16 protein-coding genes and 2 pseudogenes are annotated in these 15,662 nt (G+C 64.9%); 12 read left to right on the top strand and 6 right to left on the bottom strand.

Going from position 1 to position 15,662, the window contains the following annotated elements; genetic code table 11:
* Nucleotides 1–21 precede the first annotated feature (21 nt).
* A pseudogene (locus P9230_RS13995) lies at nt 22–748 on the bottom strand (class I SAM-dependent methyltransferase).
* 226 nt (nt 749–974) lie between these two features.
* On the opposite strand from P9230_RS13995, the gene P9230_RS13990 reads away from it, so the two are divergent.
* The 8 genes from P9230_RS13990 (at nt 975) to P9230_RS13955 (ending at nt 8,022) form a co-directional block, all read left to right on the top strand.
* Nucleotides 975–1,622, top strand: a complete 648-nt coding sequence (locus P9230_RS13990; protein ID WP_278119540.1) for a thiamine phosphate synthase — start codon at nt 975–977, stop codon at nt 1,620–1,622.
* Between the two features lie 184 nt (nt 1,623–1,806).
* Nucleotides 1,807–2,784, top strand: coding sequence for a tetratricopeptide repeat protein (locus tag P9230_RS13985; protein WP_278120019.1), 978 nt, complete (start codon nt 1,807–1,809; stop codon nt 2,782–2,784).
* A gap of 132 nt (nt 2,785–2,916) precedes the next feature.
* Nucleotides 2,917–3,483, top strand: a complete 567-nt coding sequence (gene efp, locus P9230_RS13980; RefSeq protein ID WP_278119538.1) for an elongation factor P — start codon at nt 2,917–2,919, stop codon at nt 3,481–3,483.
* Between the two features lie 24 nt (nt 3,484–3,507).
* On the top strand, nt 3,508–4,308 hold the full coding sequence (locus P9230_RS13975; RefSeq protein ID WP_278119536.1) for an inositol monophosphatase family protein: 801 nt from the start codon (nt 3,508–3,510) through the stop codon (nt 4,306–4,308).
* A 192-nt stretch (nt 4,309–4,500) separates the two neighbouring features.
* On the top strand, nt 4,501–5,193 hold the full coding sequence (locus P9230_RS13970) for a hemolysin III family protein (protein ID WP_278119534.1): 693 nt from the start codon (nt 4,501–4,503) through the stop codon (nt 5,191–5,193).
* A gap of 105 nt (nt 5,194–5,298) precedes the next feature.
* Entirely contained in the window at nt 5,299–6,318 is a 1,020-nt protein-coding gene (locus tag P9230_RS13965; RefSeq protein ID WP_067319476.1) for a MotA/TolQ/ExbB proton channel family protein, read from the top strand.
* 1 nt (nt 6,319) lies between these two features.
* Nucleotides 6,320–7,348 (top strand): peptidoglycan -binding protein, encoded by a 1,029-nt coding sequence (locus tag P9230_RS13960; protein WP_067319478.1) that lies wholly within the window; start codon nt 6,320–6,322, stop codon nt 7,346–7,348.
* A 248-nt stretch (nt 7,349–7,596) separates the two neighbouring features.
* Nucleotides 7,597–8,022, top strand: coding sequence for a hypothetical protein (locus P9230_RS13955; RefSeq protein ID WP_278119531.1), 426 nt, complete (start codon nt 7,597–7,599; stop codon nt 8,020–8,022).
* Nucleotides 8,023–8,109: 87 nt separating this feature from the next.
* On the opposite strand, the pseudogene P9230_RS13950 reads toward P9230_RS13955, so the two are convergent.
* Nucleotides 8,110–8,464 (bottom strand): annotated as a pseudogene (locus P9230_RS13950) (DUF1304 domain-containing protein).
* 148 nt (nt 8,465–8,612) lie between these two features.
* Here P9230_RS13950 and P9230_RS13945 point away from each other — a divergent pair.
* Nucleotides 8,613–10,097, top strand: coding sequence for a carboxypeptidase M32 (locus P9230_RS13945; RefSeq protein ID WP_278119529.1), 1,485 nt, complete (start codon nt 8,613–8,615; stop codon nt 10,095–10,097).
* Nucleotides 10,098–10,116: 19 nt separating this feature from the next.
* Here the strand turns inward: P9230_RS13945 and P9230_RS13940 are convergent, their stop codons facing one another.
* Nucleotides 10,117–11,919, bottom strand: a complete 1,803-nt coding sequence (locus tag P9230_RS13940) for an ABC transporter transmembrane domain-containing protein (protein ID WP_278119527.1) — start codon at nt 11,917–11,919, stop codon at nt 10,117–10,119.
* A 205-nt stretch (nt 11,920–12,124) separates the two neighbouring features.
* Here P9230_RS13940 and rpmE point away from each other — a divergent pair, with 205 nt between their 5' ends.
* Complete coding sequence (rpmE, locus tag P9230_RS13935; RefSeq protein ID WP_040974396.1) at nt 12,125–12,346, top strand: 50S ribosomal protein L31; 222 nt, start codon at nt 12,125–12,127, stop codon at nt 12,344–12,346.
* A gap of 92 nt (nt 12,347–12,438) precedes the next feature.
* Here rpmE and P9230_RS13930 read toward each other — a convergent pair whose 3' ends face one another.
* Nucleotides 12,439–13,077, bottom strand: a complete 639-nt coding sequence (locus P9230_RS13930) for a TetR/AcrR family transcriptional regulator (protein WP_067319486.1) — start codon at nt 13,075–13,077, stop codon at nt 12,439–12,441.
* A 111-nt stretch (nt 13,078–13,188) separates the two neighbouring features.
* On the opposite strand from P9230_RS13930, the gene P9230_RS13925 reads away from it, so the two are divergent.
* Together P9230_RS13925 and P9230_RS13920 are read left to right on the top strand one after the other, a co-directional pair.
* The gene (locus P9230_RS13925) at nt 13,189–14,022 is read left to right on the top strand and encodes an NAD(P)H-binding protein (protein ID WP_278119524.1); all 834 of its coding nucleotides are present in this window, start codon (nt 13,189–13,191) and stop codon (nt 14,020–14,022) included.
* A 1-nt stretch (nt 14,023) separates the two neighbouring features.
* Entirely contained in the window at nt 14,024–14,500 is a 477-nt protein-coding gene (locus tag P9230_RS13920; protein ID WP_067001727.1) for a DUF1772 domain-containing protein, read from the top strand.
* Nucleotides 14,501–14,529: 29 nt separating this feature from the next.
* Here P9230_RS13920 and P9230_RS13915 read toward each other — a convergent pair whose 3' ends face one another.
* Nucleotides 14,530–14,841: a SelT/SelW/SelH family protein gene (locus P9230_RS13915; protein WP_095799760.1), complete on the bottom strand. Its 312-nt coding sequence runs from the start codon at nt 14,839–14,841 to the stop codon at nt 14,530–14,532.
* A gap of 32 nt (nt 14,842–14,873) precedes the next feature.
* A complete protein-coding gene (locus P9230_RS13910) occupies nt 14,874–15,623 on the bottom strand; it encodes a YebC/PmpR family DNA-binding transcriptional regulator (protein ID WP_095799759.1) in 750 nt (249 codons plus the stop codon).
* Nucleotides 15,624–15,662 lie beyond the last annotated feature (39 nt).

Raw genomic sequence — 15,662 nt, 5'->3', positions numbered from 1 at the left:
GCCGGCGATGCCGCCGACCTCTCATCGCCGCGCCTGAACCAGAAGAAACATCGGCCGCTCGACCTCTTTGGCCAGTTCAGGCCTGGCGGCGATCTGCCCTTCAGTTGGACAGAATTCCTCCACGCGGCCGATGGTGAACCGGCCTGGATCAGGTTGTTGAGCGTGGTGCCGAGTGTGCGGTGGTGCTTCACCACGCCCTCGGAGAACCAGTCGGTCGTGCGCGGCCCTTCCACCAGATACTGATCGACGGGCCAGACGTTCCTTCCTGCGGCGTCCACGGACCAGCCCGGATTGCTTGGAGCCATGAAGATCGGATGCTCCGTCGAGAAGACGAAGAACCCGCCAGGGACCAGGGCCTGGTAAACCGTCGCGAACAGCCGCGCGGCATCGCTGACATAATGCAGGGCAAGCGAGCTATAGGCGAGGTCGAAGCGCGCCTTCGGCAAACTGAGCTCGTCGAGGTCGACGCGCTCATAGGCTATGGCTTCGTCGGAGCCGGCGGCGCGTGCTCGGGCGAGCATCCTTTCCGACAGGTCGAGGCCCAGAACCTGCTTGGCTCCCTGCGCCCGCGCCCAGCGGCAGAACCAGCCGAAGCCGCAACCGAGATCGACGATGCTTAGATCATCCACCTTCGGCAGCATCGCACGCAGAACCGGCCACTCGGGCGCGCCATCCAACCTTCCACCGAACGATGCAGACGGCTGTAGCCTTCGAAGAAATCGGCCTTGTCGTAGATATTTTGCGCCATGCTCTTCCCGTGCTTTCGCTTGCTAACCTAGCGGTCGTTTCGTTAGCGTCCATCAGGAGCTTCAACAGGCCGTCTGTCAGTCCTTGAAGATTGGCGCAAGCCGCTGCTGCCGCGACGCTTTTCAGCAGCGATCTGCGCCCGCCTCCTGTTCAAGCCGGACGCTTTGCTCTATGCCGCAATGCCACCATGTTCGCCCGGCATAGGCGAAAACCGGGATCGAAGACCGATGAATGAAGCAACCCCGCCCAATCGCTGCCGAATCGTGCTGATCGCGCCGCCGCTTGTGACTCCCGAGCACATCTGCACCGCCTTCGACGGCGGCGACGTCGCCTCGCTGATCCTGCCCGAAAACGGCATGGATGACGCCGCCTTCCAGGCCTTCGCCGAGAAGATCGTGCCGATCGCGCAGGCCGCCGGCGCCGCCGTCATCATCGCCGGCGACAGCCGCATCGCCGGCCGCGTCCATGCCGACGGCATCCATGTCGAGGCAAACCGCCAGGAACTGGCCGAGACGATCGAGCGCTTGGCCGACAGGATGATGGTCGGGGCGGGCGGCGCCAAGACCCGCGACGAGGCGCTGGAGCTCGGCGAGGAGCGGCCCGACTACATGTTCTTCGGCCGCTTCGGCTATGACAACAAGCCCGAGCCGCACCACCGCAATCTCGCTCTCGGTGAATGGTGGGCGCAGATGATCCAGATTCCTTGCATCGTCATGGCCGGCTCCGAGCTTGCGTCGGTGGAAACGGTAGCGGCCACCGGCGCCGAGTTCGTGGCGCTCTCCAGCGCCGTCTTCGCCGACGGACTCGATCCGCGCGCGGCGGTCGCCGCGGCCAACGCGCTGCTCGACCAAACCGCGCCGCGCTTCGAGGACTGACGTGCGCTGGCCCAGGCTTTCCTTCGCGGCGTTGGCCGCTGCCTTGACGATCCAGGCGGCCGCCGCGGTGGCCGCCGAGACCCCGCCGGTGCCGCAGCCCAGACCGGACACGACCACACCGGACACGAGCGCGCCGGATACAAGCGCCCCTGCTAGCGGCGCCCCGAATACAAGCATTCCGAATATAAGCGCCCCAAATACCGGCGCCCCGAAGGCTGCCGCCCCGAATACTGGCGCGGCCCATGCCGATAAGCCGATCGAAACACCGCTGCCACAGCCGGCAACGCTTCAACCGCCATCGGCCGATACCATCAATCCCGATCGCTTCGGCGCCAAGCTCCCGGACGCCGCCTACGGCGCCTTCCAGCGCGGCCTCTATAAGACCGCCTACAACCTTGCCTTGGTGCGGGCCAAGAACGGCGACCCCGCGGCGCAGACACTGGTCGCCGAGATCCTGTCGCGTGGGCTGGGCGTGCCACTCAACGCGGCAGAGGCCGCGAAATGGTATGGGCTCGCTGCCGAGCAGGGCGTGCCGGAGGCGCAGTTCCAATATGCGCTGATGCTGCTCGACGGACGCTATGTGAAGAAGGACGCCAAGGAAGCCTATGCGCTGATGCAGGCCGCCGCCGAGGCGGGCAACCGCCTGGCCCAGTTCAACTTCGCCCAATTGCTCGTCCAGCAGGATCCGGGCGATGCCGGCATCGCCAAGGCGGCTGTGTATTATGAGCGCGCCGCCAGTACCGGCCTTGCCGACGCCGAATATGCGATGGCGCAAATCTACGCCAACGGCGCCGGCGGCAAACCGCGCGACGACGCCAAGGCACGCACCCTGCTGGCGCAGGCCGCCCGGCAGAACTACGACACCGCGCAACTTGACCTCGCCGCATGGATGATCGAGGGGCGCGGCGGCGATCGCGACCTGAAATCGGGCTTTGCCTGGATGAGGCGCGCGGCCGAAGGCGGCAATGTCGCCGCCCAGAACCGCCTCGCTAAACTCTATATGGGCGGCATCGGCACCGACCCCGATCTGATCCTGGCCGGAGCCTGGTATATCGTCGCCCGGCGCGCCGGGTTGATCGACCCGCAGATGGACGATTTCCTGCAGGGCCTCGACGACGGTCAGACCAAGCAGGCGCTGCAGAGGGCGAACCGGCTGCCCTGAAAAGACGGCTCACGGCAGCGGCCATCTCCATGAGCGTTCGCGACGCCCTCCCTTGCCACTCAATGCGATTTGTGGTCTTGGAGGCGCCAAAGCGCGCTCCGCGCCAAAAATCTCATTCCGGATCAGTTCAACATGGCCAAGATCAGTGGCAGCGAAATCCGTCCCGGCTATGTCATCGAGCATGACGGCGGCCTCTGGGTCGCGGTCAAGACCAACACCGTGAAGCCCGGCAAGGGCGGCGCCTACAACCAGGTCGAGCTGAAGAACCTGATCAACGGCACCAAGCTCAACGAGCGCTTCCGCTCGGCCGAGACCGTCGAGCAGATCCGGCTGGAGATGAAGGATTTCTCCTTCCTTTACGAGCAAGGCGACGCGCTGGTTTTCATGGACACCAAAAGCTACGAGCAGCTCGAACTGAACAAGGATTTCGTCGGCGAGCGCGCCGCCTTCCTGCAGGACGGCATGATGGTCACGGTCCAGCTCTACGAGGAGCGGCCGATCGGCATCTCGCTGCCCGACCAGGTGACGCTGACCATCACCGAGGCCGACCCCGTGGTGAAGGGCCAGACGGCGGCGTCCTCTTACAAGCCTGCAGTGCTGGAAAACGGTGTCCGCGTCCTGGTGCCGCCCTTCATCTCGGCCGGCGAGCGCATCATCGTCGACACCAACGAGATCACTTACGTGCGTCGCGCAGAATAAAACGGCCAACAAGGAAGAAGAAGAATGGCGCGTTCCGCTCTCCTCAATGTCATGGTCCAGGCCGCGATGAAGGCCGGCCGGTCGCTGTCGCGCGATTTCGGCGAGGTGCAGAACCTGCAGGTCTCGATGAAGGGGCCTGGCGACTATGTCAGCCAGGCTGACCGCAAGGCCGAAGAGATCGTCTTTGCCGAACTGTCGAAGGCGCGGCCGGGCTACGCCTTCCTGATGGAGGAGCGCGGCGTCGTCGACGGCGAGGACGGCCAGCATCGCTGGATCGTCGACCCGCTCGACGGCACCACCAACTTTCTCCACGGCATCCCGCTCTTCGCGGTCTCGATCGCGCTCGAGCGCCAGGGCCAGATCGTCGCCGGTGTCGTCTACAATCCGGCCATGGACGAGCTCTATACCACCGAGCGCGGCGGCGGCGCCTTCATGAACGACCGCCGGCTGCGCGTCGCCGGACGCGCCAAGCTCACCGATGCCGTGATCGGCTGCGGCGTGCCGCATCTTGGGCGCGGCCAGCACGGCAATTTCCTGATCGAGTTGCGCAATGTCATGGCCGAGGTCTCCGGCGTCCGCCGCCTTGGCTCCGCCTCGCTCGATCTCGCCTATGTCGCGGCCGGCCGCATGGACGGGTTTTGGGAAGCCGGCCTTTCGGCCTGGGACATCGCCGCCGGCGCCCTGCTCATCCGTGAAGCGGGCGGCTTCGTTTCGGATATGGATGGCGGGCAGGACATGCTGGAGGCCGGCTCCATCGTCGCCGGCAACGAGCTTATCCAACGCGCCCTCTTGAAGACGGTAAATAAGCCGCTGGCTGCGCGCTGAAGCGCGCTATCGCATCACCCCGAAATCGGAATCGATTTCGCAGACCTCCGGTTCGGAACGGATAAGCGCAAATCAAAGGGCTGCAGCCCCCTTTGCGCGTCGAAAGGACGTGCGGCGGGCTCGTCGCAAAACCGCAACCGAAGCTTGAAATACTGATCCGCGACTGCCCAGATTATGGTTGCAGGACCATTCATGAACGACGCTCGCGCAAATACATCGATCGAAATCCCCTTTGTCGGCCGTTGGCACTATTCGCGCGCCGAGACGATCGCCGATGGCATCGTCCATGCTGTAGGCATCGTGCTGGCGATCGCCGCCGGCTCGGCCTTCCTGGCTTTAGCCGCCTTCCATTCCGGCCCGGGTGAGTATGTCGCCGCCGTCTTCTACGTTGTGTCGCTGCTCACCGTGCTGTCGGTATCGCTGGCCTATAATTTGTGGCCGACATCGTGGCCGGCGAAGTGGATCCTGCGCCGCTTCGACCATGCCGCGATCTATCTGCTGATCGCCGCCACCTACACGCCTTTCCTGGCCCAGCTCCAAACGTCCGCGCTTGCCGTGCCAATGATCGCTATCGTGTGGAGCGCGGCGGCACTGGGCATCGCCATCAAAATGTTCCTGCCTGGACGCTACGACCGGCTGGCGATCCTCTTTTACCTCGCCATCGGCTGGAGCGGCGTCGTGCTCGCCGGACCGCTGGTCGCGACGCTGCCGCCTGCCTCCGTCATGCTGCTGCTCGCGGGCGGCATCGTCTATTCGTTGGGCGTCATCTTCTTTGCCTGGAAAGGCCTGCGTTTCCACAATGCCGTCTGGCATGGCTTCGTCGTCACCGGCGCGGGGCTGCACCTGGCCGCCATGGTCGACTGTCTGGTCATTAGCCGTTTTTGAAACGACCCGCGCGGGGCGATATTGTCAAGCACCATTCAATTTGGTCACAATTCCGTTTAGAGTCGCGACAATTCTGCGGCGGGTGGCATCGGAAACGGGGCACGGATGGCTTTTCTCAGATCCTTCGGCAGGCGCTCGGATGTCCTGGTCTACGATCCGCACAAGCTGTCGAGCCCGCAGGTCTTCCTGCTCACGATGGTGATCTTCCTGGTCATCGTCGCCTTCATCGCCGCCATCCTCACCCGCCAGATCTCCTCCGCCTTCTCCAGCAATCCCGGCCTCAACGGGTTGATCATCGGCGTGCTCGCCGTCGGCATCCTGCTCGCCTTCGCCCAGGTCGGCCGGCTGTTCAGAGAGGTGCGCTGGGTCAACTCCTTCCGCGCCGGCTCCGAGACCACCGAGCCGGTGCTCCTGGCGCCGATGAAGGCGATGATCGGCCGCTCGTCGACGATCGCCTTCTCGACCTCTTCGATGCGCACCATGCTCGATTCCATCGCCACGCGCCTCGATGAAAGCCGCGACACCTCGCGCTATCTCGTCGGACTGCTGGTGTTTCTTGGCCTGCTCGGCACCTTCTGGGGCCTGCTCAACACCATCGCCTCCATCCGCGAGACAATCGAGGCGCTCGACCCCGGCAGCGGCGATGCCGCAGCCGTGCTCGACGCGCTCAAGCAGGGCCTGTCGGCGCCGCTCGCCGGCATGGGCACGGCCTTCTCGTCCTCGCTGTTCGGCCTCTCCGGCTCGCTGGTGCTCGGCTTCCTCGACCTGCAGGCGGGCCGCGCCCAGACCCGCTTCTACACCGAGCTCGAGAACTGGCTGTCCTCGGTCACCGATCTCTCGTCCGATATCGTCGTGTCGGAATCGGCGCGCGCCGAGCCGTCGGAGGAGATCCGCCTGCTGTCGGAACGGCTGCGCAGCCTGCAGGAAAACGGCGGCGGCTCCAACCCGCGCGTCGCCACCGCCATGGCCAACCTCGCGGACGGCATTTCCGGACTGGTCAAGAACATGCGCTCCGAACAGCAGATCATGCGCGACTGGGTCGAGGCGCAGTCGGACGAACAGAAGGCGATGCGCAACACGCTGGAAAAGATCGCTGACGCCCTGAAGAAGACCGGAGTGCACTGACGTGGCGCTGGCAAGGCGGCGCGCCGATCGCCGCATCGACTACTGGCCCGGCTTCGTCGACGCGCTGTCGACGCTTCTGCTCGCCATCATGTTCCTGCTGACGGTCTTCGTGTTGGCGCAATTCCTGCTCAGCCGCGAAATCTCCGGCAAGGACACGGTGCTCAGCCGCCTCAACTCGCAGATCAACGAGCTGACGCAGTTGCTGGCGCTGGAGCGCTCGAACAGCCAGGACAAGGAAGATACGCTCGCCAATCTGCAGGCCTCGCTGTCGGCGGCGGAGGCGGAAAAGAGCCGTCTTCAGCAATTGCTGGAGCAGGGTGCCGGCGCCGGCGACGCGGCCAACAAGCGGGCAGACGCGCTGTCCGGCGAACTCAGCAACCAGCGCCAGATCAGCCAGCAAGCGCTGAGCCAGGTCGAGATCCTCAACCAGCAGATCGCCGCACTGCGCAAGCAGATCGCGGCGCTCGAGGACGCGCTCAACGTGTCCGAGCAGCGCGACCGCGAGTCCAACACCAAGATTGCCGATCTCGGCCGCCGCCTGAACGTGGCGCTGGCGCAGCGCGTCCAGGAGCTCAACCGCTACCGTTCCGATTTCTTCGGCCGACTCCGCGAGATCCTCGCCGACCGCGAGAACATCCGCATCGTCGGCGACCGCTTCGTCTTCCAGTCGGAAGTGCTGTTCCCGACCGGCTCCGACGAGATCAACGACGCCGGCAAGGTCGAGATGAAGAAGCTCGCCGATGCCGTCATCGAGCTGCAGAGAGAAATCCCGCCTGAGATCAGCTGGGTGCTGCGCGTCGATGGCCACACCGACAACAAGCCCTTGTCCGGAACCGGACGCTATCGCGACAACTGGGAACTGTCGACGGCCCGCGCGACCTCGGTGGTGAAGTTCCTGATCGAGAACGGCGTGCCGGCGAACCGGCTGGTAGCTGCCGGCTTCGGCGAATTCCAGCCGCTCGATCCGGCCGACACGGATGAAGCGCGCAGCAAGAACCGCCGAATTGAACTGAAGCTCACCGAACGTTGATCCGGCATCACGCGAACTCACGCGAATTTGTTCGCAGGCTCAACTCTAGCGCGCAGAAACTCGCCGGCAAGGCCTGAAAACATTATCTTTTTTTAATTACACTCGGCGACTTGGCGGCCCTAATTTGCTGCGCAGGGCCGGGAACCGCCGGCGATGCCTCCCATCGCGACGCGACGGAACCGGACGGCCCACTAGCTCGGAAGCAGAGCGGGATGGCCGCTCCTTCCCCAGCAGGAGGACGCGCCGTCATGCGCGCTTTAACATCTCTCAAGACTGCAACTCTCGCCGCGGTTCTGATCTCCGCTCCGCTCGCCGGCGCCTACGCCGCCGGACATCACAAGGGCGCTCTCGACGCAACCGATCCAACCGACTTCACCGGACCGCGGGTGACCAGCCTGATCGAGCAGGTCCAGGGTGTGGATCAGGGCATCGCCGACGCGCGGCAAGCAAACGACATCTCGGCCTCGGAAGCGCAGCAACTGCATATGCGCGCCGCGCACATCAGCCAGGTGGCCGAGCACGTAGCCGCTTCGGATCACGGCAGGATTCCGGCTGCGCAATATCACGACCTGCTTCGCCGTCTCGACAATGTCGACCAGAAGCTGAGAACCGATACCGGCAGCGGCTTCCTGATGGGCGACGGCGCCGACGGCGGTCACTATCCGAACGGCTGAGCGGTTTCGGTCCGCGACTGCCGTTTCGAGACCAGGAAGGGACGATCTGGCGCCCGAGGGACCTGGCCCGAGGGCGTCCTTTTTTAGTCACCGGCCGAGCCAAAGCGCGATAATGGCAAGCACCGCGGGCAGCGTCTGGATGAACAGGATCTTGCGGCCGACGGTCGCCCCGCCATAGAGGCCGGCGACGGCAACGCAAAGCAGGAAGAACATCTTGATTTGGAAGCCGCCGGTGCCGAGATAGAGCCCCCAGATCAGGCCTGTCGCAAGAAAGCCGTTATAGAGCCCCTGGTTGGCGGCGAGCACTTTCGAGGCGCTGGCGAAGTCCGGCTTGAGGTTGAACGCCTTGTGGCCGCGCGGCGTGTCCCAACAGCACCATCTCCAGATAGACGATGTAGCAGTGGATCAGCGCCACCAGCCCGGTCAGGATATTGCCGATCATTGTCCCCTCCGCTCGTTGGCCCCAACCTTTGATCACGCAGCGCTGTTGCAAGGCAAGATGGGCTGATCCGGAACGGGCGGATCAGGGTTGCCAAGCTGCGCGCCTTGGTATCTTTTCGCGCCAACCCCTTTGCAGCCGGAAACCATCCATGTCCTTCCAAAAACTCGATCTACTCGGCCATAGGCTCGAAGCGCTGGAACATGCGCTGGCCATCCTCGGCGCCGATGAGGCGACCCACATGGCGGTTGGCGGCGGCGAGAAGCGCGCCGAGGCGATGTCGGCCTTGGCCGGCATGCTGCACGCCCAGGCTACCGCGCCGGAGATCGGCGACTGGATCGCCGCCGCCGAAGCCGAACCGCTGAACGACGAGCAGCAGGCTGCGGTGAGGGAACTGCGCCGGCAATATACCAACCTCACCTGCCTGCCGGTCGAATTTGTCGAGCGCCAGACGACGGCGCGCATGCGCTCCGAGCAGCTCTGGCGCGACCTGCGCGCCAAGAATGATTGGGCGGGCTTCCTGCCGGCACTGGAAGGCGTCGTGGCGCTGGTCCGAGAAGAAGCGGCGCTGCGCGCCGAGGCGCTCGGCCTCGTTCCCTATGACGCGCTGATGGAGCAGTACGATCCCGGCAATCGCGCCGCCGACATCACGCCGGTGTTTGTCGAGCTGAAGGCTTTCCTCAAGGATTTCCTGCCGCATGCGCTGGCCGTGCAGGATGCGCGGCTGGCGAAGCACGCGCTCAAGCCGCTCTCCGGCAGCTACGCCGTAGAGAAGCAGCGCGAGCTTGGTCTTGCCATGATGGCGGCGGTCGGCTTCGACCTCACCCATGGCTCGCTGGCGGTGTCGCACCATCCCTTCTGCGGCGGCGTGCCGACCGATGTGCGCATCACCACCCGCTACAAGACTTCCGATTTCCTGTCGGCGCTGATGGGAGTGCTGCACGAGACCGGCCACGCGCTTTACGAACAGAATCTGCCGAAAGCCTGGTCGCACTGGCCGCTCGGCAAGGCGCGCGGCATGGCCGTGCATGAGAGCCAGAGCCTGTTCGTGGAGAAGCAGATCGGCCGCAACCCCGCCTTCTGGCGCTGGGCGCTGCCGGTTGTCGAGAAGCATCTCGGCGAAGCCTGGTCGATCGACGACATCCTGCCGCATGTCCATCATGTGGAACGCGGCTTTATCCGCGTCGACGCCGACGAGGTCACCTATCCGCTGCATGTCATCCTGCGTTACGAGCTCGAGCAAGAGCTCGTCTCAGGACGGCTGGAGGCGGCCGACCTGCCCGAGGCCTGGGATGCCAAGATGCGCGACTATCTCGGTCTGTCGACCATCGACAACCCGGCCGACGGGCCGATGCAGGACGTGCACTGGCCGGGCGCCGCCTTCGGCTATTTCCCGTCCTACACCTTGGGGGCCATGATGGCGGCACAGCAGTGGGCCGCCTTGACCAAGGAGCATCCGTCAGCCGACGGAGATCTCGCCAAGGGCGACTTCAGCGCCATCAATGAGTGGCGACGCGACAAGATTTGGTCGCAGGGCTCGCGCTGGTCGACGCCGGACCTGCTCGAGCGCGCCACCGGCGAGAAGCTCAACGCCGTTTACTTCACCGAGCACCTGCGCAAGCGGTACGGCGACTGATAACGCCTGCCGGCGGGCGCTACTCCGCCGCGCCCTTGAAGGCGCTCGCTCCGGTCTCGAACTGCAGCTTGGCGAGCCGCGCATAGGTGCCGCCCTTGGCGACAAGGCTTTGGTGGGTGCCTTCCTCGACGATGCGCCCGCCTTCCATGACCAGGATGCGGTCGGCCTTGAGTGCCGTCGCCAGCCGGTGGGCGATCACGATGGTGGTGCGGCCGCGCATCAGCCGCTCCAGCGCCGTCTGCACCAGCGTTTCGCTTTCGGCGTCGAGCGCCGAGGTCGCCTCGTCGAGCAGCAGGATCGGTGCGTCGCGCAGAATGGCGCGGGCGATCGCCACGCGCTGGCGCTGGCCGCCCGAAAGCGTCACACCGCGCTCGCCGACCTGGCTGTCATAGCCCTTTTCAAGCTTGCCGATGAATTCGTCGGCAAGCGCCGCCTTTGCCGCCGCCTCGATCTCGGCATCGCTGGCGCCCGGCCGGCCGAAGCCAATATTGTCGGCAGCACTGGCCGCGAAGATGGTGACGTCCTGCGCCACGATGGCGATGCGCTGGCGGATTGCGGCCGGATCGGCCTGGCGCAGATCGACGCCGTCGATGACGACACGGCCGCTCTCCGGATCGTAGAAGCGCAGGATAAGCGAGAAGACGGTGCTTTTTCCCGCGCCCGAAGGACCGACGATCGCCACCGTCTCGCCGGGCTTCACCTGGAAGCTCAGCCCATGCACGGCGGCCCGGTCCGGCCGCGCGGGATAGGAGAAGGAGACATCGTCAAAGCTGATCGCGCCCTTGGCCTTGGCCGGCAGCGGCTGCGGATCGGCGGGCGCCTGAATGGCGGGCTTCTCGGCCAGGATCTCGGTCAGACGCTCGGCGGCGCCCGCCGCCTGCGACAGCTCGCTCCACACTTCCGACAACGCGCCGAGTGCGCCGGCGGCGAACACCGAATAGAGCAGGAACTGGCCGAGCGTGCCGGCCGACATCGTGCCGGCAAGCACGTCGCGCGAGCCGAACCAGAGCACCGCCACCACCGATGAAAAGATCATGAAGATGGCGAAGAAGGTGAGAAAGGAGCGGGCGAAGACCGACGTGCGCGCCGCCTCGAAGGCGGCCTCGACGGCGGCCGAGAAGCGCCCCGTCACCAGCTTCTCGTTGGTGAAGGCCTGCAGCGTGCGCACGGCGCCGATCTGCTCGCTGGCATAGGCAGTGGCTTCCGCCAGCGTATCCTGCGCCAGCCGCGACTTGCGCCGCACCGAACGGCCGAAGGCGACGAGCGGCAGCACGATCAGCGGGATGGCGGCCAGTACCAGGCCGGACAGTTTTGGGCTGGTGAAGACCATCATCGCCACGGCACCGACGCCGAGGATGAGATTGCGCAGCGCGACCGATGCCGTGGCGCCGACCGCCGACTTCACCTGCGTGGTATCCGCGGCAAGCCGCGACACGATCTCGCCCGACTGCGAGCGATCGAAAAAGGCCGGCGAGAGCGTCGTGACATGGGAGAAGACATCGCGGCGGATGTCGGCGACGACCCGCTCGCCGAGCGTGATGACGAAGTAGTAGCGGCTGGCGGACGCCGCCGCCAGCACGGCCGCCATCAGCACCAGCGCGGCGAAATACTCGGCAATGAAGGTAGTGCCCGCCGCCTGGAAGCCGTGATCGATCATGCGCCGCACGGCCATCGGCAGGGCCAGCGTCGTCCCTGCCGCAACGATCAGCGATATGATCGCGCCGACCGCCAGTTTGCGGTACTGCATGACGTACGGAAAAAGGGCCCTGAGCGGCCGGACCGAGCGCCTGCGCTCGTCACCACTGACACCAATATCCGCCATGAGCGTTTCCTCTGGCCGCGTGTTCGTCATGCGCTTCAATATGCGCCTGCCGCGGCCTTGTGATTCAATTCCGGCTGATGTATAGGCTCGCCGACCGTTTTAGAAGCCGTGGCTTTTCATTAGCTGCGGCTTCGAGTTTTAAAAAGGGGCGCATCGACGCAGGCCATCGGCCCGTCACCAGCGCCGGCAAGCCAGGAACACGACAATGAAGGCCGATATCCATCCCGACTACCACACCATCAAGGTCGTCATGACCGACGGCACCGAATACCTGACCCGCTCGACCTGGGGCAAGGAAGGCGACACGATGAACCTCGACATCGACCCGACCACGCACCCGGCCTGGACCGGCGGCCAGCAGACCCTGCTCGACCGCGGCGGCCGCCTGTCGAAGTTCAAGAAGCGTTTCGAAGGTTTCGGCCTCTAAGCCTTTCTAAACGTGTCGCAGATCAAAAACCCGCCTCCGAGGCGGGTTTTTTGTTGGCCACAGACGCTGCGGGAAACCCGACCAGGTTGTACCTACCCTTCCACCAGCTCCCGCAGCGCCATGCGCTTATAGGCCGCGACCAGCCTGTCGCCCTCCTCCCGGTCGACGGAGATCGCCAGCCGCATGACCGCCTCGCCCATCTGCCAGACTAGCAGCGCCGCCGTCTCCATCGCCACGGTATCTGCGCCGGGACGCAACCGCTTCAGCACCGCGACGAGGAATCGGGCATTGGCCCGGCTGTCGGCCAGTTCGAGTTCGCGCAAGGCCTTGTCGGCCTGCGTGCCCGACCAGATGTCGCGCATCACCGGTTCGGCCAGGAACATCCCGTAATAGATGTCGACCAGCTCCGAAAACGCCCGCTTCAGCCCCTCGGCGTCGCTGACGTCCTTCAGCGCCGCCGAGATGCAGGCCTGGCTTTCGGCGGTGTAGCGCTCGGCCAGCGCCCAGACGATCGCCCGCTTGTCGGGAAAGAACTGGTAGAGCGAGCCGATCGACACCCCTGCTCTTTCCGCCACCTCGCCCATGCGCATGGCATCGCTGCCTTGCTCGGCGATCAGCGCCGCGGCGGCGGCAAGCATCCGCTCGACCCGCTCGCGGCTGCGCTGCTGCGTCGGCGCTCGCCGGGGCATTGCGATTTCCTGGTCGAGCTTCGCGGCTACCCTGCCTTGCATGAGCTTCCTCCGAAAGATCCTCGAGAAACTGGCTTGACTCACAAAATACGAGGGTTTATCACGTTTTGCAAACATGAGGATTACTCATATTCAGAAAACGAGGAGATCGAGATGACCGACACGTCACAGAAACCGATTTTGATCCTGGGCGGCACCGGCAAGACCGGCCGGCGGCTGGCCGAACGGTTGATCGCCCGCAGGATCCCGGTGCGGATCGGCTCCCGCGCAGGCACGCCTCCCTTCGACTGGTCGGACAAGAACACCTGGGGCGCGGCCCTCGACGGCGTCGGCGCCGTCTACATCAGCTACTATCCTGACATCGCGGTGCCGGGCGCCGCCGAAACTGTCGAGGCGTTGGCCAAACTTGCCGTCGAGCGCGGCATCAAGCGGCTGGTGCTGCTCTCCGGTCGCGGCGAGACGGAGGCTCAGCGCGCCGAGGAAATGGTCAAGGTCTCCGGTGCCGATTGGACGATCCTGCGCTGCTCATGGTTCTCGCAGAATTTCAGCGAAGGCTTCCTCATCGAATCCATACTCGAAGGCGAAGTCACCCTGCCGGTCGGCGCTGTCGGCGAACCCTTCGTCGATGTCGACGATATCGCCGATGTCGCCGAAGCCGTGCTGACGGAGCCGGGCCATGCCGGCCAGCTTTACGAACTCACCGGCCCGCGTCTGCTGAGCTTTGCTCAGGCCGTCGCCGAAATCGGCAAAGCCACTGGCCGCGACATCCGCTATCGGCGGATCTCGCATGCCCAATTCACCGAAACGGTGGCTGCGCACAACCTGCCGCCGGAATTCGCCTGGCTGCTCAACGAGCTCTTCACCGAGGTGCTCGACGGCCGCAACGAATCGCTGACCGACGGCGTGCAGCGGGCGCTCGGCCGCCGGCCGAAAGACTTCTTCGCCTATGCAACCGAAACCGCAGCCAGCGGCGTCTGGAGTAACTGAGATGATGAAAATTCTTCCCGCCCTCGCCTTCATTGCCGCGATCGGCTCTGGCGTGGTCGGCGGCGTCTTCTTCGCCTTTTCCAATTTCGTCATGGCAGCACTTGCCAGGCTGCCCGTCCCAGCCGGCATCGCAGCGATGAATTCGATCAACATCACCGTAATTACGCCCGCCTTCATGACGGCGCTTTTCGGCACCGGCCTCATCTGCCTGGTGCTGATTGCCGCTGTCATCATGGGCTGGAGCCAATCGGGCTCGTACTGGCTGCTTGCCGGCGCCGTAATCTATCTCGTCGGCAACCCGATCGTGACCATGGTGTTCAACGTACCGCTCAACGACGCCCTGGCCGCCGTCGACCCGGCCAGCAGCAACGGCGCCGCCGTGTGGGCGAACCATCTGCGCCAATGGGTAATGTGGAACCACGTCCGCACCATCACCGCGATCGTGGCGATGGCCTGCTTCATCCTGGCGCTGATTTGAAGAGAGCGGCCAGCGGATAAAACACCGCCTCAGGCGGGGTCCGTCTTCTTGTGCGTCTTGCGGTCGGCGTGTCCCAGATCGCGCTCCGGGTCGATGACATCGCGGACCAGCTGCTTGAGCTTCGCCGCCTCCGGAAAACCGCCGTCGCGCTTGCGCTCCCAGATAAGCTGGTCGTTGCAGGAGATCGTGAAGATGCCGCCGGTGCCCGGCACCAGCGTCACCTCGCCGAGATCGGTACCGAAGGTCGAGAGCAGCTCCTGTGCCATCCAGCCGGCTCTGAGCAGCCACTGGCATTGCGTGCAGTAGGTGATGCGGATGGCGGGCCGCGGCTTCTCGCTCATGTCGGATCGAGTTCCGCTCATGGATCAGCCGATCAGGCCGCGCTGAGCTTGGCCATCGTTTCGTCGTCGACCTCGAAATTGGCGTAGACGCTCTGCACGTCGTCGTCGTCCTCAAGGGTGGCGACCAGCTTCATCAGCGACTGCGCCCGTTCTTCATCGACCGGCACGTTGTTCTGTGGCTGCCAGATCGGCTTGACCGACTCCGCTTCGCCGAGCGCGGCTTCGAGCGACTTAGATACCTCGCCGAGATTTTCGAAGCTGCAATAGACGGTGTGGCCTTCCTCGTCCGAGTCGACGTCGTCAGCACCGGCCTCGATCGCGGCTTCCATCACCGTGTCCGCGCTGCCGGCCGAAGCCGGGTAATAGATCTCGCCGACGCGGTTCCACATGAACGACACCGAGCCGGTTTCGCCGAGCGCCCCGCCGGCCTTGGTGAAGGCGGCGCGCACATTGGACGCCGAGCGGTTGCGGTTGTCGGTCAGCACCTCGACGATCAGCGCCACGCCGCCGGGGCCATAGCCCTCATAGCGCACGGCCTCGTAGTTCTCGGCATCTCCGGCGGAGGCCTTGTTGATGGCGCGCTGGATGTTGTCCTTCGGCATCGACACCGCCTTGGCGTTCTGCACCGCAAGGCGCAGCCGCGGGTTCATCGCCGGGTCCGGCGTGCCGGTCTTGGCGGCGACGGTGATTTCGCGTGCCAGCTTGGAAAACATTTTCGACCGCACCGCATCCTGGCGGCCTTTCCGGTGCATGATGTTCTTGAACTGCGAATGGCCAGCCATGGCACCCCTGTCGTGTTCGGCTAGAGCATTTCTCGGCCG

Origin of the sequence: Mesorhizobium sp. WSM4887, assembly GCF_029625865.1 — a bacterium.
GTDB lineage: Bacteria > Pseudomonadota > Alphaproteobacteria > Rhizobiales > Rhizobiaceae > Mesorhizobium.
This window is presented reverse-complemented; position numbering and strand designations above follow the sequence as displayed.

Coding starts and splice junctions, on each gene's coding strand:
- P9230_RS13990 (WP_278119540.1), top strand. CDS start 975: ATGAATGAAGCAACCCCGCCCAATCGCTGCCGAATCGTGCTGATCGCG.
- efp (WP_278119538.1), top strand. CDS start 2,917: ATGGCCAAGATCAGTGGCAGCGAAATCCGTCCCGGCTATGTCATCGAG.
- P9230_RS13975 (WP_278119536.1), top strand. CDS start 3,508: ATGGCGCGTTCCGCTCTCCTCAATGTCATGGTCCAGGCCGCGATGAAG.
- P9230_RS13970 (WP_278119534.1), top strand. CDS start 4,501: ATGAACGACGCTCGCGCAAATACATCGATCGAAATCCCCTTTGTCGGC.
- P9230_RS13965 (WP_067319476.1), top strand. CDS start 5,299: ATGGCTTTTCTCAGATCCTTCGGCAGGCGCTCGGATGTCCTGGTCTAC.
- P9230_RS13955 (WP_278119531.1), top strand. CDS start 7,597: ATGCGCGCTTTAACATCTCTCAAGACTGCAACTCTCGCCGCGGTTCTG.
- P9230_RS13945 (WP_278119529.1), top strand. CDS start 8,613: ATGTCCTTCCAAAAACTCGATCTACTCGGCCATAGGCTCGAAGCGCTG.
- P9230_RS13940 (WP_278119527.1), bottom strand. CDS start 11,919: ATGGCGGATATTGGTGTCAGTGGTGACGAGCGCAGGCGCTCGGTCCGG.
- rpmE (WP_040974396.1), top strand. CDS start 12,125: ATGAAGGCCGATATCCATCCCGACTACCACACCATCAAGGTCGTCATG.
- P9230_RS13930 (WP_067319486.1), bottom strand. CDS start 13,077: ATGCAAGGCAGGGTAGCCGCGAAGCTCGACCAGGAAATCGCAATGCCC.
- P9230_RS13925 (WP_278119524.1), top strand. CDS start 13,189: ATGACCGACACGTCACAGAAACCGATTTTGATCCTGGGCGGCACCGGC.
- P9230_RS13920 (WP_067001727.1), top strand. CDS start 14,024: ATGATGAAAATTCTTCCCGCCCTCGCCTTCATTGCCGCGATCGGCTCT.
- P9230_RS13915 (WP_095799760.1), bottom strand. CDS start 14,841: ATGAGCGAGAAGCCGCGGCCCGCCATCCGCATCACCTACTGCACGCAA.
- P9230_RS13910 (WP_095799759.1), bottom strand. CDS start 15,623: ATGGCTGGCCATTCGCAGTTCAAGAACATCATGCACCGGAAAGGCCGC.